General features: G+C 54.1%; 19 protein-coding genes. 1 reads left to right on the top strand and 18 read right to left on the bottom strand.

The features are described from left to right. Positions 1-14: 14 nt before the first annotated feature. The 17 genes from hutW to LBO03_02675 form a co-directional block, all read right to left on the bottom strand. Entirely contained in the window at positions 15-1,427 is a 1,413-nt protein-coding gene (gene hutW, locus LBO03_02755) for a heme anaerobic degradation radical SAM methyltransferase ChuW/HutW (GenBank protein ID MDR3348522.1), read from the bottom strand. Between the two features lie 47 nt (positions 1,428-1,474). Continuing rightward, entirely contained in the window at positions 1,475-1,996 is a 522-nt protein-coding gene (locus LBO03_02750) for a flavodoxin family protein (protein ID MDR3348521.1), read from the bottom strand. Positions 1,997-2,010: 14 nt separating this feature from the next. Beyond that, positions 2,011-2,745, bottom strand: a complete 735-nt coding sequence (locus LBO03_02745) for an ABC transporter permease (GenBank protein ID MDR3348520.1) — start codon at positions 2,743-2,745, stop codon at positions 2,011-2,013. Continuing rightward, on the bottom strand, positions 2,746-3,471 hold the full coding sequence (locus LBO03_02740; GenBank protein ID MDR3348519.1) for an ABC transporter ATP-binding protein: 726 nt from the start codon (positions 3,469-3,471) through the stop codon (positions 2,746-2,748). Further along, on the bottom strand, positions 3,468-4,271 hold the full coding sequence (locus LBO03_02735) for an ABC transporter ATP-binding protein (GenBank protein MDR3348518.1): 804 nt from the start codon (positions 4,269-4,271) through the stop codon (positions 3,468-3,470). The genes LBO03_02740 and LBO03_02735 overlap by 4 nt, the downstream gene beginning before the upstream one ends. Then, the gene (locus LBO03_02730) at positions 4,268-5,293 is read right to left on the bottom strand and encodes an iron ABC transporter permease (protein ID MDR3348517.1); all 1,026 of its coding nucleotides are present in this window, start codon (positions 5,291-5,293) and stop codon (positions 4,268-4,270) included. Before LBO03_02730 ends, LBO03_02735 begins: the two co-directional genes overlap by 4 nt. After that, complete coding sequence (locus LBO03_02725; protein MDR3348516.1) at positions 5,290-6,261, bottom strand: ABC transporter substrate-binding protein; 972 nt, start codon at positions 6,259-6,261, stop codon at positions 5,290-5,292. Before LBO03_02725 ends, LBO03_02730 begins: the two co-directional genes overlap by 4 nt. 37 nt (positions 6,262-6,298) lie before the next feature. Next, entirely contained in the window at positions 6,299-6,985 is a 687-nt protein-coding gene (locus tag LBO03_02720) for an energy transducer TonB (GenBank protein ID MDR3348515.1), read from the bottom strand. Next, positions 6,982-7,395, bottom strand: coding sequence for a biopolymer transporter ExbD (locus LBO03_02715; GenBank protein ID MDR3348514.1), 414 nt, complete (start codon positions 7,393-7,395; stop codon positions 6,982-6,984). The genes LBO03_02720 and LBO03_02715 overlap by 4 nt, the downstream gene beginning before the upstream one ends. Continuing rightward, positions 7,392-7,853: a MotA/TolQ/ExbB proton channel family protein gene (locus LBO03_02710; protein MDR3348513.1), complete on the bottom strand. Its 462-nt coding sequence runs from the start codon at positions 7,851-7,853 to the stop codon at positions 7,392-7,394. The genes LBO03_02715 and LBO03_02710 overlap by 4 nt, the downstream gene beginning before the upstream one ends. Before the next feature lie 1,035 nt (positions 7,854-8,888). Continuing rightward, positions 8,889-9,176 carry a hypothetical protein gene (locus LBO03_02705; protein MDR3348512.1) on the bottom strand — a complete coding sequence of 96 codons (288 nt, stop codon included), beginning with the start codon at positions 9,174-9,176 and terminating at the stop codon, positions 8,889-8,891. 227 nt (positions 9,177-9,403) lie between these two features. Beyond that, positions 9,404-10,012 carry a 6-carboxytetrahydropterin synthase gene (locus tag LBO03_02700; protein ID MDR3348511.1) on the bottom strand — a complete coding sequence of 203 codons (609 nt, stop codon included), beginning with the start codon at positions 10,010-10,012 and terminating at the stop codon, positions 9,404-9,406. Between the two features lie 822 nt (positions 10,013-10,834). Further along, on the bottom strand, positions 10,835-12,010 hold the full coding sequence (locus tag LBO03_02695) for a pyridoxal phosphate-dependent aminotransferase (protein MDR3348510.1): 1,176 nt from the start codon (positions 12,008-12,010) through the stop codon (positions 10,835-10,837). Between the two features lie 56 nt (positions 12,011-12,066). Beyond that, complete coding sequence (locus LBO03_02690; protein MDR3348509.1) at positions 12,067-13,134, bottom strand: Ldh family oxidoreductase; 1,068 nt, start codon at positions 13,132-13,134, stop codon at positions 12,067-12,069. Positions 13,135-13,194: 60 nt separating this feature from the next. Then, positions 13,195-14,256, bottom strand: coding sequence for an ABC transporter substrate-binding protein (locus tag LBO03_02685; GenBank protein ID MDR3348508.1), 1,062 nt, complete (start codon positions 14,254-14,256; stop codon positions 13,195-13,197). Between the two features lie 175 nt (positions 14,257-14,431). Beyond that, positions 14,432-15,265 (bottom strand): ABC transporter permease, encoded by an 834-nt coding sequence (locus tag LBO03_02680; protein ID MDR3348507.1) that lies wholly within the window; start codon positions 15,263-15,265, stop codon positions 14,432-14,434. A 123-nt stretch (positions 15,266-15,388) separates the two neighbouring features. Then, on the bottom strand, positions 15,389-16,564 hold the full coding sequence (locus LBO03_02675) for a mandelate racemase/muconate lactonizing enzyme family protein (GenBank protein MDR3348506.1): 1,176 nt from the start codon (positions 16,562-16,564) through the stop codon (positions 15,389-15,391). A gap of 321 nt (positions 16,565-16,885) precedes the next feature. Between LBO03_02675 and fba the strand changes: the two genes are divergently transcribed. Beyond that, complete coding sequence (gene fba / locus LBO03_02670) at positions 16,886-17,815, top strand: class II fructose-1,6-bisphosphate aldolase (protein ID MDR3348505.1); 930 nt, start codon at positions 16,886-16,888, stop codon at positions 17,813-17,815. Between the two features lie 203 nt (positions 17,816-18,018). Here the strand turns inward: fba and LBO03_02665 are convergent. After that, the coding region (locus tag LBO03_02665) for a hypothetical protein (protein MDR3348504.1) at positions 18,019-18,228 on the bottom strand (210 nt) is incomplete at its 5' end.

Raw genomic sequence — 18,228 nt, 5'->3', positions numbered from 1 at the left:
TATAGATTGTTGTTTCAGCCCTGTCCGGCTGCCGGCCGCCCGTTTGGCGCCTTTTCCCCGCCGCGCAGGGCGCCGGCGTATTCCGTGAGCAGCTGCGCGATGTTCTTGACCCAAAATTGCCCGGCGACGCTCAGCCGATAAAGTGCCGGCCCTTTCTCGAATAGGCCGCGCTCCACCCACAAATCAAGCAAAACCTCCAGCCCGTCCAGCGCGCCGCCGTATTTTTCGGTGATTTCCCCGAGGTTGAAATAACCGATTTCCAGTTGCCGGAGTATATCGCCGCTTAGCCCGCCGCCTTCTTCCCGCAAAAAGGAAACCATGATGGGCTTTAGGCCTTTTCCCACCGCCTCGCAGTATTTCTTTAAGTCGCGGCAGAGCATAACGCTCATGCCGCCGATGTTGCCGCCCGCCCCGGAGCCGTAGGGGAATATTTCCACGCCGGATTTGACGAGGAAGTTGTACATGCTGCGCTCGCGGCTGTTTTTGGCCCAATGGCAGCTGCTGAGCCGGAAATAGGCCCGTTCGTCAAGCCATTTGACCGCATCGGCAAACATGCGCGCTTGTTCGGAGGTCTTGGCCGCCGGCGGCAGGCTGCCCGCGCCGATGGCCTTTATCAGCGGCCCGTCTTCAAACACGCTGAGCTGGTAGAGATCCATCCCGTCAATCGGCAGGCGGTCGATGATTTTAAGGTCTTGCCTAAAGGATGCGCCAGTCTGCCCCGGCAGGCCGTAGATGATGTCGATGATTATAGAAGCCTGGTTGCGGGCGGAAATGGCCGTCAGCCTTTCGATGCACTCTTCCTGGGAATCCAGCCGCCCAACGCTTTGCCTTACGGCGGTGTCGAAGGACTGCACGCCGATGGACACGCGGTTCACGCCGTTAGCAAACCAGGCATCCATTTTGTCGCCGGTAAGATCGTTTATCCGCGCCTCCAAGGTGATTTCGCAGTCGTTGGCCAGCGGCAGGCAGTTCCTTACCGTTTGCAGGAGGCGCGTTATGTTGGACGGCGAAAGGGCGCTGGGAGTGCCGCCGCCGAAAAAGACCGTGTTCACGATGCCGGAGGTGAGATAAGGCTTGTCTTTGTCGGCTTCAAGCTCCTTGGCCAGATGGTCAAGATAATGGGTTTCCGCCGCCTCATTGGCATAGTTTTGAAAAAAGCCGCAGTAAAGGCATATATGGCTGCAAAAGGGGATGTGGATGTAAGCCGCGCGCTTGTTCTTTGCGTCAGCTTGTTTGGACATTCTTTCCTGCCAGAGCCCTTGTGCCCGCGCCGGCGGCATGATAGGGGCCTGGCCGCCCATTCCGGGACGGATCGCGCGCCTTTGCGCGAAAGCGTCCAAAGGGTCGGACGCCTTTTGGCCGACGATGGACAGGTATTCCTCTTCGGCAAGGCTGTTTAGTATTTTGCGCATTGCTTCTTTTGACATGCTTTGTACCTCTTCGTTTATTTGGGCGTTGGGCGGCGCGGGCAGGTTCAGCCTTTGGCCGTTATATTTTCTTTTATCCGCGCGAAAGCGGCTCTGGCGCCCGCCAAATCCTGCGCGTCCGGATGGGTGCTGGCTTTTTTGTGCCGCTCGTCCCTTTCCTTGCCGGGCGCGTGCGGATTGCCCGTCTGCCCTGCGAACATTTTATTCATCCTTTCAATCAACTTAGGGTCTATTTTGCCCTGACAGATGAACCTGCCGACTATTTGGTTGCTGGCATCGAGCAGTCCGGCCGCTTTTTCCAAGCATTTGGCGGCGTGCTCGGATTTGGGGTCGGCGCCCAAGGTGGCGAACAAGCCGACTTTCGCGTTTTTTAAAGATTTCAGGTATTCGGACGCCTCGGCGTCGGCGCTGCCTTTGTCTACCCAAAAACCTGCCGCCACCAGATCATAACCGTCTGCGGAAGGATTTTCCGCCACGGATTTTATGTCCGCGCCTAACTCTTGCGCGATCGCTTGCGCGACCATTTTCGTATTGCCCGTAAGGCTTGAGTATACTACCAATGTTTTCATAAACATCCTCCTCGTCATTCGCTGTAATTGTTTACTTTTCTGATGCTTATATAGAATAAAACTGCGGCGGTAACGGACAGGATCAAAAGATAGCAAGCCGCCTCCCACGTCCAGCCGCCCGCGCGCAAAAGCTTGTTGGAAAGGCCGAGCGGCAGCCAGCCGGCAATGCCTTGCAGCCACGGCGGCAGCCTTTCTATGGGAAATAAGGAGCCGCAAAAAAAGGTCATGGGCGTGATAATGAAATTTATGACCACGGACAGGGCGTCCTGGTTGTCCGCCCATAATCCCACGGTAAAGCCGAAAGCGCCGAAACAGGCGGCGGAAATGATTATGCCGGCTATGCCGGGCAGACTGGGCGGCGGCGCCGCGAAAGCCAGGAAGGCGACCAGATAGATAGTGGCGCCGGCCATGACGCCCCGGCTCACGCCCGCCAGCGTTATGCCAAGCGTGATGGCGAAAGGTGTCAGCGGGCTGACCAGCAAGGTCTGAAAGCTGCGGAAATAGAACCGTCCCACGCTGACGGAAATGGCCGTCTGCTGAAAGGAATTGAGCATGACGGCAATGCCGAGCATGCCTTTGCTCAAAAAGGGGACGTAACCGCCGGGAACGCCGGCGGTAGGGCCAAACCCCCAGCTGAAGGCGAAAAGGTAGAGCAGGGGATACAGCAAAGTGGAAAAGACGTAGCCGAGGTTGCCGATTTTTTTCCGCATGAGAAACATTTCGCGGTAATAAACCATGTACCAGCCCATTCAAACGGCCCCCGTCCCGGTCAGATAAATGAACGCGTCTTCCAGCGTCGCGCCGCCGCTTTTTTGTTTCAAACGGCTTGGCGTGTCGAGAAAAAGCAGCTTGCCGGATTTTAAAAGCGCGATCCGGTCGCAGAGAAAATCCGCCTCTTCCATGTAGTGGGTCGTCAGCACAATGGTTTTACCCGCCTCTTTAAGTTCAAGTACCAGCCGCCATATTCCGCGCCTGACGTCAGGGTCAAGCCCCACGCTGGGCTCGTCCAGCAAAAGGAGCGGCGGGTCGGGCAGCAAGGCTCTCGCTATGAGCGTTTTTCGCGCCATGCCGCCCGAAAGGTGCCTTATTAGGACGTCCCGCCATTCGGACATCGCGAACTTCTCCAGCAGTTTGTCCGCCGACTGTTCGGCCTGGCGCACGCCAAACAGTTTCGCGTATAAAAGCAGCGCCTCTCTTACGGTCGCTTCTCTTTCTAGGTTGTTCTCCTGCGGCACTATGCCGGTATTTTTCAGTATCTGCCGCTTGTTTTCCTGGAAATCGAGGCCGAAGGCTTTGATGCTGCCCCGGTCGCATTTCGCAAGGCCAAAGATGGTTTTCAAAAGAGTGGTCTTGCCCGCGCCGTTAGGTCCCAAAAGGCCCAGTATCTCGCCCTGCCGGACGTGGAAGCTGACTTGGCTCAATACCGTTTTCGCGCCATACGCCTTGGATATGTCGGTTAATTCCAGTATGTTCATGTGGCCGTTTCCTCAAATACGTCGTCGGTAATGCAGTAAAGGTGTTCTTCGCCGTTTTGCCTGATTTTTATGATCTGGGTCTTGACGCTATAGAGCGCGCCCAATATTTCTTCGCGAAAAACTTCCCTTACCCCGCCGTCGATCATGACCGCGCCTTCCTTGACGGCTATTATCCGGTTGCTGAAACGGGCCGCGTGGTTAAGGTCGTGCAGCACCATGATGACCGTTATGGCGAGTTTTTTGTGCAGATGGACGATCAGTTTCATGATTTCGAGTTGATGGTGGATGTCGAGAAAGGTGGTCGGTTCGTCCAAAAGCAGTATTTTCGGGTTCTGCGCTATGGCGAGCGACAGCCACGCGCGCTGCCTCTCGCCGCCGGAGAGGGTGCCCATGCGGCGAAATTTCATTTCGGACATGCCGGTGGCGGCGATGGCCGTATCTATCTGCGCCAGGTCTTCTTCGCTTTTGGGCGCGAAAAATTTTTGGTAAGGCATCCGGCCGTAGCAAACAAGGTCATATACGGTCATGTCGTCGGGAACCGTGGCCGTCTGCGGCAGGATCGCCATTTTTTGCGCTACGCGGCCCGTTTTTTCCGCCTGTATGTCTTTCCCGTCCAGAAAAACCGTCCCGCCCGCCGGTTTCAAAAGTCTGCCCAATGCTTTCAAGACAGTGGATTTGCCGGAACCGTTAGGGCCGATAATGGAGACTATGTCCGCTTTCTCCGCCGCCAGGCTCATTTTCTCGACGACTGTCCGCGCCCCGTAGCGCAAGGTAATTGACTCGGCCCTTATGCTTATCATCCGCGCGACATCCCTTTCTTCAAAAGATATAAAAAGAACGGAGCGCCCAGGAGCGCCATGAATATGCCGACGGGGATCTCTATGGGGGCGATGACCGTCCGCGCCACGGTATCGGCCCCGACTACCAGCGCCCCGCCGAAAAGGGCGGAACAGGGGAGCAGGAACTCAAAGTCCGACCCGACGAAAATGCGCATGGTATGCGGCACGATCAGGCCGACAAAGCCGATCATGCCGGCTACGCTTACCGCCGAGGCCGCCAGCAGGGCGGACAGGACGACCAGCAAAAACCGGGTCAGTTCCACGCGCGCGCCGATGCTTCTGGCGACTTCGTCGCCAAGCTGCAAGGCGTTTAAATAGCGGTAGCCGGAAAGGGCGCTGACCGTCCCGAACAGGCAGTAAGGAAGTATCATTTTCACGTGTTCCCAGGAGCGGCCGTGAAAACCGCCGGCCATCCAGTTGACCGTTCCCTGTATCTTGTCGGAGTTGAAAACCATGATGGCGCTCATAATGGCGCCGAAGAAGGCGCTGACCGCCACGCCCGCCAAAATCATGCGCAGGGGCTGTATGCCGTTTTCCCAGGACAGCAAAAAGACTGTGCCGGTGGCCGCCAGCGCCCCCAAAAACGCAATCGGCGGTATGAGCAGGCTATATTCCGGGAAAAGCACCATTACTGCGACGGCGGACATGCCGGCGCCGGCGGAAACGCCGATGATGCCGGGATCGGCCAGCGGGTTGCGCAGCACCCCTTGCATGATGCAGCCGGCGAGCGCCATGTTTGCGCCCACCATGACCGCCGTCAGCACCCGCGGCAGCCTGATGTAATAAATTATCCGGGAGTTTTCCGTGTTGGCGTAATCGAAGATCACCCGCAAAATCTCGGACAGTTTAATATCGATGGAGCCCAGCGCGATGCCTGCTGCGGCGAAAGCGCAGAGCGCCGCCAAGCCGGCGGACAAGGTAATTATTCTTTTGCCGAGCCTGGGATCCTTCGCTCGTTTGTCGGCGGCAATGCTGAAACTCATCGATTTTCACCGTAAAGTTTATCGGCCAGCATGTTAATGGCGTCGCCAATGCGCGAGCCGGGGTTTATCGTAAACAGGCCGTAAGGCAGGACGTACAGGCGGCCGTTTTTTACGGCGCTGAGTTGGTTCCATATCGGATTGCCCGACATTTCCCGGGAAAACTTTTCCTCAAGACCTTCCGGCGAACCGTGCGTTATAAGAAAAATCACTTCCGGATTTTGCTTTGTTACGTATTCCATGCTGAGCGACAGGTAGGCGCTGCTTGTGTCAAAACCAACGGCGTTGTCCATGACATTGCCGCCGCCCAGCCTTTCCAGCAGGTCGCCGGTGAAGCTCTTTTTGGTGGCCATGCTCATGCTTTCCGGCGTGCCGAATAAAATCAGGCTGCGCGGCGGCCTTTTGCCGGCGCTTTTTTGTCTGGCCAGGCTGTATTTGCCCTGTATCTCGGCAATCTTTGTCCGCGCCGTTTCTTCTTGCCCGGCCAATTCCCCATAAAACCGCAAAGCTGCCAGCGCTTGTTCGTAGGTATCGGTACTTTTGGCCAGCATGGGTATGCCGACTTTTTCCAGTATGGGGATGAGCGCCAGATGCGGAGGCATATTCAGACCGATTATCAGGTCGGGGTTCAGGGACAGTATTATTTCGGTGTTGGGCGACATGCTCATGCCGATTTCTTTGGCGTTGGCGGAAGCGGCTTTGGTGTCGTCGGACATGACCTGCGATATGGGTTTGCCGACCAGGATGTCCTTGCCGCCGGCCGCGCAGAACAAGTCAACATGGGTGGCCGATAAAACTACCACGCGTTTGGGGCGTTCCGGTACCCGCACCTCGCGCCCGGCATCGTCTCTGACCATGCTGAAAGCCGCCTGCGCCGCGCCGGAAGAATCGCCGCCCCGCCAAAGGTAAAGGCCGCCTCCTGCTGCCAGGGCAAGAAAAAGTATTGCGAAAAAATGTTTTTTGATGTTCATTGTTCACACCTCACAAAATAAGTATGCTTGGCCGCCGTCAACTCAGCGTCCAGCGCACGGGTACGGTCATGGCCAAGCCGCCGGGCAGCCCGTGCGGGAAAGGGCAGGCTTTTCGCACCGCTTTCAAGGCGCCCTCGTCAAGGCTTTTTTCCCCGGAGGAGGCCGCTACGTATTGTTCCGCCAAAGACCCGTCCGCGTTGAGTTTCACATATATATGGGCAACTCCCGTTTTGTTTTGCTTTAAGGCCATATAAGGATACGCCCCTTTGTTGCGCTCCACCCGCCGCACAAACCTTTCGATTGTTTCCGCCAATTTTGAGCCGCCCGCCGTACCCGCGCCGTCCTTTTTGCCGGTTCCGGCCGCTGTGCCCGCGCCGCCGCCCGCGCCGGACGAGGTTTCGCCGCCCGCGTTTTCATTGCCAACACCGGCGGGCGCCGGCAGATCGCTTTGTTTCGCTGTTTCGGCGACGCCGTTCAGCGGCGGCCGAGCTATAGCGGCCGGAGCCGGCGGCTGGCGGCGCACGGCTTGGGCCGGGGCGGCTTCTGTCCCCGGCGAAGCGGCGGGCGTATATATTTCGGCCGGATAAAGCCTTTCCCCGCGCGGCGCGGGGGATTTGACGCCCGCGAAAATGACGGCGGCGCAGAAGATAAAAAGCAAATGGCAGGCACAGGAGAAGGCCAGCCCCTGTTTGAACGATTCGGCGCTGTTTGTCTTGTCCATCATGAATCGCCCTTTTCTTCTACCGCGATGGCCAGCCTGGTTACGCCGACATTCTTGAGCTGGCCCATTATCTCTACGACGCTGCCGTGTTCGACTTTTTTGTCGGCGCGGATAATAACGTCAGTTTCCGGCTGGCGCGCCAGTATGCCCTTTACCCTGCCCGCCACGTCGCCGGCGGCGACCGTTTCGTCCCCGACGCTTACTTTGCCGTCCCGCTGTATGGTTATCACTAGGCTAACTTTTTTGTCCCGCTGGGCGGCTTCCGATACCGGCAGCTGCACCGGCAGGTTTTTCTGGTAAACCATTTGCATGGTTACGACTATGAAAAACACCAGTATGGAAAAAATTATGTCGATCAAAGGGACAATCATCAATTTTGGCGTACTTACTATCCGTGTTTCGCGCATCCTCATCTTTCTTCGCTCCTTGCCCGCGACAGGACGTGAATGCAGACGTCTTCAATGTCCGTAAGCGCGTAATCCAAAAGATGCGCGAAATAAGTATGGACGCTTAGCGCCAGGACCGCGACGCATAATCCGGCCGCCGTGGAAATAAGGGCTTCGCCGATGCCGTTCGCGATGGCGGCGGAATTGCCCCCGGAAAAATCAATGTTGCTGAAGGCGTGGATAATCCCCAAAACCGTGCCCAAAAGCCCCAGCAGGGGCGCCATGGTAACCACTACGTCAAGATAGTTCAAGTGTTCGCGCAGCCGGGAGGACTCCAGCGACGTTTGTTCCTCGAAAGCTTCGCGCATGTTTTCCGGTTTTTTGTAATATCCCAGCCCGACGCCCAGCACCCGCGCCAGGATGTTTTGCGAATTTTCGCACGCCGCCCGCGCCCCTTCCAAGTTTTTCGCCGCCAGCTCTACCATGAGGGAATTTTTGAATTCGTTTTTTTTGCGCAGTTTGCGCCGGAAAACAAAAAACCGTTCAAAAGCTACCGCCAAGACCAAGACGGAACACAAAAGCAAAGGGTACATGACAAGGCCGCCTTGCCTGAACAATAAAAGCGCATCCATTTTTAAGCTGTAGAAACTCCTTTCGCCGCTTAGTTAGCCAAAACTAACTAAGTCTCGTTTTATTTCCCCGTCCGAAAACGGGGGTTGGTTGCTGCGCGCCGCTTATGCTGCTGCCTGGTTAAAACGCGGACAAGCTGGGCCGGTCGCCGCGCTGCGAGGAAATTATCCCGCAAAGCTTAAGGCGAATTTAAAAACTCGCTTTCGGCATATTCCCAAGATAAAGTTTCGTTATGCAAGAAAGCGCCGTCGACGCAGCCCGGAGGCAGTCTGTTAAGCGACGTTGCCGCAGCGGAGCGGAAAATTAGCCGCAAAGAAGCCGCGATGGATCTATCAAACACGCCCTAACCGGAGAGCAGTATCAAAATGGCCAATCGGTATTGCGCCATCAATAATGGGGCGCCAGTATAGCGTGAGTTTTCGCCAATGTTTCATGTAACATAATATAAAGAATGTTACATGCGGATTTTTATTTTTAGTCAGGCTATAAGGCGCTTTGAGCGTTATGAATTTTTATTTCCTGCGGCAATGCCCCGCCCGCCCCAAACGGCATTGCCTGTCGCCAAGCGGCTTTCCAGCTTGCCGCAATTAACATTCTTTATATAATGTTGCCTGCGGCGTAAAAAATTCGTATTTATATGCAAAAAATACATCTTTGCCCTTAATCATTGTGGGCAAAAGAACGGGGATGGCACAAATTAATTAGCCTCGGCTAACTTAACCCGCCAAAAAAACGGCCGCCGTTACTGGCGGTTGTGCCGCTAACTTGCGCCAACGAAATCCAATGTCACCTTAACCAACGCGGCAAGCCGCAAAAAACCGCAAAACGGCAAAACCGCCGCCTGCTATCCGCGCCCAGCAAATCGCGGCACTTACTCTAATAGCTTATTATCATTGCGCTTCGTTGTCAATACATAAAAACATATTTTTGCGCTTTCCCAAACCAGGGTCAATTGCAATATCAAATGCAACAAATTTCCCATAGGGCTTGGCATGCACCAATCCTTGTATCGCCATGGCCTTAGGCAAGGGGATTATGCCGCGATTGCCTCTTTGATTTTCATAAGCTCTTGCGCGAACGCTTCCGCAGGCGTCATGCAGCCTAAACCATTCAATTGAAAAACGCGCTTTCAGTGTTCTCGGCATAACAGAACGGAGGCGACAAAATATACGCGGCATGATTTTGAAGGCTTCTTTAAGTTCCCTGAAAGTATGTCCCGCCCGTTCTTTGTAGTCAATCGCCGCCTGCCGATAATCTTTACTATGACATATTTTTCACAGCAAATATTTTAGAAAAACATATTTGCCACATTAGGCAGGCATTTTCTAACGCGGATACTTCACCTGAAAAAGAGAGCTGTCGCAAAACCAACTATATTTGGTAGACAACAGCTCTCTTTTTATCGTTATCTGACACTAAATGAAGCGGCATTGTCGCCGGATGTAAATGTCATTTTCTTGATATTGAGGGTATCCTTTAACAAGGAATAGAAAACCTCAATCAAATTCTCGACGGTTGCGACCTTCTTAACAACTACAAGGCGACATTCGGGATAGGCTTTTGCAAGCTCGGTGTCAAAGGCTATGCCAACGCTGGCATTCCATGTTGAGCCACCCTTGATTCCTTGAGCCTCATATACCTTTAAAAGCTCGGGAAGAATCGGGTCTTCTTTTTGCAAAATAATCGCGTGGTCAAAGTTTACCAAATATTCCCACGCATGATTTTTGATGCTGTTGCAAGCTACAACAAAACCATTTGAACTGTTTACCTCGCCTTCTACTTCAAGCGTTAATGTTCCGGTATGTCCGTGAAGATACTGCGCTTCGCCAATATATCCCAAAAATCGATGCGCATATTGGATGTTGATTTTAGTAATTGACGTCAACACTCTTTTTTCCTCGCCCACCGGTTTTTCCTTGAATGCCGAAGCAGGGACATGGCAGACCGGACATTTGGCCAGTATACTTTCTCCTGCATGAACATACCCGCATTTTGAGCAAACCCATTGTTTCATTCTCATAATCTCCCTTGCGCTTAAAGTCCGCCGACCTTATATTATGTTATTTTATGCCTTCTGCGATTATTTTGTCAATATATTTTAATTTTCCCAAAAAATTCGGCCCACATTTCACACAACTCGCAACATATTGAGAAACCTTTTTCGTTCATGCCAAAATGTTGCCAATTCGTTGCCACGCCATTGTTGCAAGTGTTTTTCTACATAAATAAAATGCGAACCTATAGCCTGCCAAGCGGACCGGCAACTTTCCTCAAGCCTTTCCGGGAGACTTTCGCATATACGCGCATCGTCCCGGTGTCGTTATGCCCGGGCAATTGCTGAATGTAACCGATGCCCGTTGGATTTCTTTTCGCAAACACGCGGCAAAAGGCGCGGCCAGCGGAACGCCGCCCGGCAATGCCCAAAATGCCCGGCCAGCGCCTCTCCCTACGATGCTCCATGCCCGTGACATCGCCGCCGCACGCGATGGCGCAAAATGCGTTCCTGGCATATCCGCTAACTTTGATGCCGGTTGTCTCCCGGCTGCCGCCTCGAACCGCTTGCGATTTGCAACTTTTCTGTCAGCTTTTTTATATCCATGCCCACATGTTTGGGATTCAGCGCAAAAAACAAAAGTTGCCGCCATACTGTTCCCCGGCTAAAATCATGGCATCCGTGCGGCTTTTGCCACGCTGCCTTGCGCAAAATTCTTGCCGCGCCTTTGGTTCGCCTGTGTTTTTCGCCGCGCGGGGCGGCAAATTAGCTCGCAAATGTTATCCTGGTTTTAATCGAAAAACGGCAGGAATTAATTCGGCGGCTTGGCCGGCCTTTAAATTTTTAATTTTGAAACGCTTTTTGTAAGTTTTCCAGCGCCTGTTTGACAATTGCCCGGGGACAGGCGAAATTCAACCGGACAAAGCCGGCGCCCCCTTCGCCGAACCACCGCCCCAGATCGCCCAGCACTTTGGCTTTTTCGACGATGGTTTTGTCTATTTCGTCGGGGGAAAGGCCAAAACCGTTAAAGTCCAGCCATGCCAGATAAGTGCCTTCCGTGTTTACAAAGCGTGCGCGCGGGATGTTTTTTTTCGTAAACTCTCGGGCGAAAGCGATGTTGCCTTCTATATACGCAAGCATTTTTGCAAGATACGGCTCGCCGTATTGGCAAGCGAAGATGAAGGCCTGCACGCCAAAACTGCATCCGCTTTCCATGCTCGCCCTTTGCAGCCAGCCCCTGAATTTTTGGCGCAAAGAAGCGTCGGGCACGACGACCGCCGATGCGTGCAGGCCGGCCAGATTGAAAGTTTTGCTCATGGAAAAGGCTGTTGCGATTTTTCCCGTTCCCAAGGATAGTGCCGGAAGATGGGTATGGCCTGTAAAAACAATGTCCGAATGTATTTCGTCGGCAAACAGCAAAACGCCGCTTTGGTCGCAAATGGCCCTTAAACACCGCAGTTCGCTTTCTTCCCAGACCCGTCCCACCGGGTTGTGCGGCGAGCAGAGTATCAGCATTTTGTTGTTTTTGTCCGCCGCTTTAGCCGCCAAATCGGCAAAATCCATGTAGTAGCGGCCGCCCCTATAAACAAGCGGGTTGCTTATTGGCTTGCGCCGGTTGGCTTCTATCGATCTTTTAAAAGGGTAATAAACCGGCGGCTGGATGATTATGCCGTCGTTTTCGTCCGTAAAGGTTTGTATGGCGATGTTGATCGACGGTACCACCCCGGGCGAGAAAATCACCCAATCCTTTTCGATTTCAAGCGCGTGCCGCCTTTGCAGCCAACTTTTAAGCGCGCCGGCAAATTCCTCGCGCAGCGGCGCGGGGTAGCCGTAAATGCCAAAGCCGGCCATTTGCGTCAGACGTTCGACGACTTCCTGCGGCGCACGAAAATCCGCGTCCGCCACCCACATGGGCAAAGCGCCCGATGTGTCAAGCCCCGGAAAACGCGCGGCGCAGCCGTCCCATTTCAGGCAGCCGGTGCCTTTGCGGTTGAGCAATTCGTCAAAATCATTGTACATTGCGTATCCTCTTTCCCGGAGAAATTACCGCCGCGCAGGGGCAAAAGGAATCCCGTTCAGCCGGCGGAAACCGAACAATCTGCTACGCTGCCGGCAAGCGACAGTTCCTGGCGCAAAGCGTCCAGATCGGCCGCTACGGATTCCCCTAAGGTTATCCCGTGCGCCGATTGTCCGGCGCAGGTTATATGCTCCAATTCGCCCGGCAGATATATTGCATCCTGCGGGTTTGCTTTTTGCGAATTTTTTAAGCGCCGCGCCAGCAAATCGACCGACTTTTTAAACAGTTCCGGCGGCTGGAAGGCGGCAATGTCAACGGCCATAAAACAAAACCCTATTTTGTCCGGGTCATCCTGCAACCCGCGCGTTTTTTCGTCCAATTGGCAGGCCGCGCCCGTCAGCAAGGAACACAATATTTGCACCACGACCGCCAGACCCGAGCCTTTATAGCCGCCGAAAGGGAAGAAGGCGCCCTGCAGCGCGGCGGCGGGGTCGTCCGTGTCGTTGCCGTGCGCGTCAAGAGCCAGTCCTTTTTCAATGCCGCGCCCTTCCCGCAAAGCGTAAAGTATCTTGTTATAGGCAGTTTTGCTGGTAGCGGCATCGAACACTACCGGGGGTTCCTGCTCGGCCGGTATCGCGGCACAGATGGGGTTTGTGCCGAGGGCGCGGCTGATGCCGCCGTGTACGGCGGTTCTCGGCCGCGCGTTGCAAAAGGCGAACCCTATCATGTCATGCTCAAGGGCCCGCATGGCGTAATAGGCGGCCATGCCGAAATGGGTTCCGTTTACGACGGCGGCGCCCGCCATGCCGGTTGTTTTCGCTTTTTTTATGCACTTGTCCATGGCGTAAACGCCGGAAACGGCGCCGGGCGCGGCATCGCCGTCGATCAATACGGCGGCCGGCGCTTCTTTAAGGGTTTTAATCTGGGGATTTTTGTTGATCGCGCCGCTTTTTATTCCACCGACATAGTTTTTGACCTGGATGAGGCCGTGGCTGCGTACCCCGCGCAGTTCCGCCGCGACAAGGTTCCCGGCCACGCGGGCGGCGTGTTCCGGCGCAAGCCCGGCCGCCTGAAGTATCTCCTGGCAAAAAACAGCCAATTTTTCCTTGTCAAATTTTGTTTCCACGGAAAACTCCTTTCCCCAGGCGCCCTATGGCGGGGACAATGTTCGCGCCGCTTGACTCTTTCAACCGCTTTCTTTTATTTCGCCGCTAAGGTAGGGGTTGAGCGCGTTGGTACATACTTCGTCGATTTTTACCGTTTGGGGTTTGACGAAGCCGTTGTCTTCCATCATTTTTATCCAGAAGTTGACCTTGACCGGGTCAATGGCGTTATCGTCCGGGAACCTGGTTCCGCCGGCTTTGTCTTTGTCAATCTTTAAATAATCGGCGGCTATTTGTATCGCCTCGTCGTAATTTTTGTTTATCCAATGCTGCGTTTTTACCGTCGCGGCGATATATGCCTTTACAATGTCCGGATTTTCCTTGATGAAGTCCTCGCTGAAGGCGCGGGTGGAATAGGAACTGGCCGGCCCGTTGCCCGCGGCGGTGCCGATTGCCCAGGTGTTGACCAGCGGGCGCACGCCGCCGCGCTTCATGGCGGAAAGGGTAAACACGTTGTGTATGCCGGCCACGTCAATATTGCCTTGGCGCAAGGCATTTTCCGCTTGGTTGTCCGCCATCACCACCCATTCCACTTGGTCGCGTTTGATGCCGTTCTGCCGCAAATATTCGGAAAACAAAAGTTCCGCGCAACTACCCACGTAACCGATGGAAACTTTTTTGCCGATAAGATCCTTGGCTTCCTTTATCGGGCTGTCCTCTTTGACAAGATAAGTCATGTGGGTCTTGCGCGGATCGGGGTCGTCGAAAGAGCCTTGCAGCACCATTTTTAGCTTTGCCCCGCCCTCGCGCGCCTTGGCGATGGTCAGCACATGCCCTGTGCCAAAAAGATGGTTGTCTCCTTTTATTACTGACTGCGCCAGCATACTGCCGGTCATGGAACCGGTATAATCGATATTCAGGCCGACCTCTTTATAAAAGCCCAATTTTTCGCCGATATAAATTTCGTTGAATCCGGACATGGTCGGAACTTTGAGGTTGAACGGCTTGTCGAGTTTGCCGTTGACGAATTTCGGCTTGCCGCCCTTTGTGGCGCTTGAGCCGCCGCAGCCCGCCGTTAGGGCGGCCAAGGCCACCGCTCCCGCTAAAAGCAGCGTCAGTATAATTTTCCCTTGTTTTCTCAACATTGACAATCACCTTTCCTTTAATAAATTTTTATGCTGTCCGCCGGGCAAGACACGCATAAGGCTTGCGAGACTATTTGCCGCCCTGCAAGGCGCAAAACGCGGACGGGAACATTTTGCGCAAAGCGGCAGGTCAAATCAGCCGCAAATATGACACGGCTTTAACCGAGGAACAGCGTTAGCTGCGTGGCATAAGTTCCTGTTTCCAAGATGTGTATCTTCTTTCCAGATATAACAGCAAATAGTTGGCGGTGAACCCCAGGACGGACATCAAAAGTATGCCGGCGTACATCCTGGGTATTTCAAATTTCTGCTGCGCGTCAAACACCAAAAAGCCGATCCCCGCTTTTGCCCCGACCATTTCGGCGGCGATGAGTATCAGTATGGAGGTCGTGGCGCTAAGGCGCGCGCCGGTAAATATATAAGGGAGGGACGCCGGGATCACCACCCGGAAAAATATTGTAAAATTGGACGCTCCCATGGAGCGGGCGGACTTTATCAGGAGCGGGTCGACGTTTTTAACGCCGGAAATGGTGTTCAAAAGGATTGGCCACTGCACGCCCCAATAGATTATCGCGACCTTTGACACCTCGCCTATGCCGAAGAAAAGTATGAACACAGGAAAAAGCGCCAAGGCGGATGTTTGTCGGAACGCTTGCAATAACGGGTCGGCGAATTTTTCCACCGTCCTGAACCAACCGATCAAAAGCCCCGCCGAAACGGAAGCGCTGACACCGAGCGTAAAGCCGGCCAGCGTGCGCCGCAGGCTGGCGGCAAGGTGTACAAACAACTCGCCGTCGAGCAGCATGCCGTAAATGGTCTCGACAACTATGGAAAAAGGCGGCAGGAAAAAGTAATCTATCGCCCCCGAGCGCGGCAAAAGTTCCCAGGCCGCCAAGAAAATAAGCACGGCGGCGATCCGCTTGCAAAAAGATGCCGCAAATCCGGCCGCGACCAGTATTTTGCGTAGGATCCCCCGCGCCTGCCGCCATTTTACCGAAAAAGCGCTCACAGCAAAACCTCCTGTCCCTGCGGTTGGTATTTTGAAGCGGGAACTGCTTTCTGGATATTTGTCGTCGAAGAACCGAACGCCGTCCTTATAAGCGGTGCAGCGGGCAGTTCTTTGCCAGGCGGCTTATTTTATGAGCAGCCGGTCGGATTTTTCATAGACCTTCGCCGTTATTTCCTGTCCCAGGCCGGGCAGTTCCGGCGCGGTATAGCGCCCCTTTGCCGGCTGGTAATTGTATTCGCACAATTCGGCGTATTCCGGCAGCAATGTTTTCTGATGGTGCTCGTGTATGCAAAAATTCGGTATGGCGGTTTCGGCGTGTATGGCCGCCGCTTCGGCGACGCCCGTGCCGGCGACGTGCGCCTGTACGGTGATTTCAAAAGTATGCGCCAACTCCGCGATCTTCTTAAATTCCGACAGGCCGCCGCAGGAACCGATGTCCGGTTGGGCCACGTCAATGGAGCGATCGACAAAATAGGGCAGGTAGCCCCAGCGCGTATAGATCCGTTCGCCGGAAGCGATGGGTATGTTTATTTTTTCTTTGGCTTTTTTTAGGAGCGGAGGGTTCAGCGGTGTGTTGATTTCCTCGTAAAAGAATATATTGTATTCTTCCACCGCCCGCGCGAACTGGACGGCGCTGACCAAGTCGGTATTGGCGTGGTTTTCTACGATGATGTCCACGTCTTCCCCCACCGCTTCCCTGATCGCTTTTACCCTTTCCACGCCCAGTTTTATCACAGAATTGGGCAAAGGGCCTTCCAAATGCACATTTTCCGTGCTCCCGGCTCGGTTCAGCGCCAAGACGTCCACCTTGACCGCGTCATACCCATCGGCCAGAGCTTTGCGCGCTTCCTCCGCGTACTGCTCCTTTTCCCCTTTCGGCGCCCTTTTCGGCCCCCAGCCAAATTGCAGCTGCGAAGCGTAGACGCGCAGATCCTTTCTGCACTTGCCGCCCAAAAGTTTATACAAAGGCAAAGACAGCGCTTTTCCCTTTATGTCCCACAAAGCCGTGTCAATAGCGCTGACGCCGGAAAAAACCACTGTGCCGCCGCCTTGCCCCCAGAAGGTTTTTTTGAATAGCTTCTCCCAGACTTTTTCCGTATCGAAAGGGTCAAGGCCGATGACAAGCGGCGCCAGATCCTTGATCATGGCGGCGGCGGCGCTGCCGCCCGCGCCGTAGGCCATGCCCGCCTCGCCGATGCCGTATATCCCTTCGTCGGTGTCTATGCGTGTCAAAACAGGTCTTTGCCCCGAATTGGGCAGCTTGTGCACATGGAAAATTTCCACCTGAGTTATTTTCATCAAAATACAGCTCCTTTACGGTTGAATGATATCTGCCGGAGCAGACGCACAGTAAAGACATATTATTTATATATGTTTAATAATAATATATTCATTTTTCTCCCATTTGTCAATTAAAAATAATCCTGCCCGCGCTTAACACTACTTTTATACTGCTGTCTTTAATATTTTCTCCGACGGCGGAGTTTTAAAGTTATGATTATGTTATAATAAACAAAAGAAGCTTTTTGCCTGTTTTCACGGCGTCCGCACGGGAATCCAGCAAGCGGCGGCGCCAGAGCCGGCCGACGGTGGGCGGCAAAATTTAAAGGGGGAATGAAGATGCCGTTAGTAACGACAACCGAAATGTTTAAAAAAGCCTATGCGGGACAGTACGCCGTAGGCGCTTTCAACGTCAACAATATGGAAATCATCCAAGGCATAGTCGACGCGGCCAAGCAAGAATGTTCGCCGCTCATCCTGCAAGTTTCCGCCGGCGCGCGCAAATACGCCAAGCATGTTTACCTGGTCAAATTGGTCGAAGCGGCCCTTGAGGATTCCGGCCTGCCGATCTGCCTGCACCTTGACCACGGCGACAGTTTTGACATTTGCAAATCCTGCGTGGACGGCGGGTTTACTTCCGTCATGATCGACGGCTCGAAATACCCTTACGAAGAAAATATCGCTTTGACGAAAAAAGTGGTGGAATACGCCCACGCCCACGGCGTGGTGGTCGAAGCCGAACTGGGCAAACTGGCCGGCGTGGAGGATGCCGTGAAGGTCAGCGCCAAGGATGCTACTTACACCGATCCCGACCAAGCCGTCGAGTTTGTCGGCCGGACCGGCGTCGATTCTTTGGCGATCGCCATTGGCACCAGTCACGGAGCGTACAAATTCAAAGGCGACCCTTCCCTTGATTTTGAACGGCTGGAAAAAATATCCAAGCTGCTGCCCGGCTATCCTTTGGTGCTGCACGGGGCGTCGACGGTGCTGCCGGAATTTGTCAAAGAATGTAACGAATACGGCGGTAAATTGCTGGACGCCAAAGGCGTGCCGGAGGACATGCTCCTGCGCGCGGGCAAGCTGGGCGTATGCAAGATAAATATCGACACGGATTTGCGGCTGGCCATGACCGCCTCCATCAGGAAGTATTTTCACACCAGCCCGGCGGATTTCGATCCCCGGCAGTATCTCGGCCCGGCGCGCGAGGCGATCAAAAACATGGTCGTCCATAAGATCAAAAACGTGCTCAATGCCAGCGGACGGCTATAAAAACTTTGCGCGCCGCTTTGCGTAAAATATCAAGGGCTTTTCAATCGAACGCCAAAAATCCCGCAGAAACTTGCTTTTTCAAGTTTCTGCGGGATTTCAGTTATTTCGTTTTAATGGGAATGAGTACATTTCGAGCCTGGCGTTTCGGCTTATGCGCAGCAATGGGCGGCCTCTGCGCAGTCCCGTACCCACTCCGTACCCACTTATTTTTCTGATACTGTTCTCAGATTAAAATCATGCTGTATTTGCGACCCATTTACCGCCCTTTCGCGGGACAAGGAAAAATGCCGGGCGCCGTTTGGCAGCCAGCGCGTAGCGTCTTTCTCGACCGGCGCAAAGCCCATCTTTAAGAACAACGAAAGAGACGGACGGTTGTCTTTGGCGATATCAGCGTACAAAGCGGCAAACCCGCA

The organism is Acidaminococcales bacterium (genome assembly GCA_031290885.1).
Classification (GTDB): domain Bacteria; phylum Bacillota; class Negativicutes; order Acidaminococcales; family JAISLQ01; genus JAISLQ01.
Note: the sequence above shows the minus strand (reverse complement) of the source record. Positions and strands in the feature narration are given on the sequence as shown.

Excerpts from the sequence above, each read along its gene's own strand:
- hutW (MDR3348522.1), bottom strand. The coding sequence starts at position 1,427 with ATGTCAAAAGAAGCAATGCGCAAAATACTAAACAGCCTTGCCGAAGAG.
- LBO03_02750 (MDR3348521.1), bottom strand. The coding sequence starts at position 1,996 with ATGAAAACATTGGTAGTATACTCAAGCCTTACGGGCAATACGAAAATG.
- LBO03_02745 (MDR3348520.1), bottom strand. The coding sequence starts at position 2,745 with ATGGGCTGGTACATGGTTTATTACCGCGAAATGTTTCTCATGCGGAAA.
- LBO03_02740 (MDR3348519.1), bottom strand. The coding sequence starts at position 3,471 with ATGAACATACTGGAATTAACCGACATATCCAAGGCGTATGGCGCGAAA.
- LBO03_02735 (MDR3348518.1), bottom strand. The coding sequence starts at position 4,271 with ATGATAAGCATAAGGGCCGAGTCAATTACCTTGCGCTACGGGGCGCGG.
- LBO03_02730 (MDR3348517.1), bottom strand. The coding sequence starts at position 5,293 with ATGAGTTTCAGCATTGCCGCCGACAAACGAGCGAAGGATCCCAGGCTC.
- LBO03_02725 (MDR3348516.1), bottom strand. The coding sequence starts at position 6,261 with ATGAACATCAAAAAACATTTTTTCGCAATACTTTTTCTTGCCCTGGCA.
- LBO03_02720 (MDR3348515.1), bottom strand. The coding sequence starts at position 6,985 with ATGATGGACAAGACAAACAGCGCCGAATCGTTCAAACAGGGGCTGGCC.
- LBO03_02715 (MDR3348514.1), bottom strand. The coding sequence starts at position 7,395 with ATGAGGATGCGCGAAACACGGATAGTAAGTACGCCAAAATTGATGATT.
- LBO03_02710 (MDR3348513.1), bottom strand. The coding sequence starts at position 7,853 with ATGGTAGAGCTGGCGGCGAAAAACTTGGAAGGGGCGCGGGCGGCGTGC.
- LBO03_02705 (MDR3348512.1), bottom strand. The coding sequence starts at position 9,176 with ATGCCGCGTATATTTTGTCGCCTCCGTTCTGTTATGCCGAGAACACTG.
- LBO03_02700 (MDR3348511.1), bottom strand. The coding sequence starts at position 10,012 with ATGAAACAATGGGTTTGCTCAAAATGCGGGTATGTTCATGCAGGAGAA.
- LBO03_02695 (MDR3348510.1), bottom strand. The coding sequence starts at position 12,010 with ATGTACAATGATTTTGACGAATTGCTCAACCGCAAAGGCACCGGCTGC.
- LBO03_02685 (MDR3348508.1), bottom strand. The coding sequence starts at position 14,256 with ATGTTGAGAAAACAAGGGAAAATTATACTGACGCTGCTTTTAGCGGGA.
- LBO03_02675 (MDR3348506.1), bottom strand. The coding sequence starts at position 16,564 with ATGAAAATAACTCAGGTGGAAATTTTCCATGTGCACAAGCTGCCCAAT.
- fba (MDR3348505.1), top strand. The coding sequence starts at position 16,886 with ATGCCGTTAGTAACGACAACCGAAATGTTTAAAAAAGCCTATGCGGGA.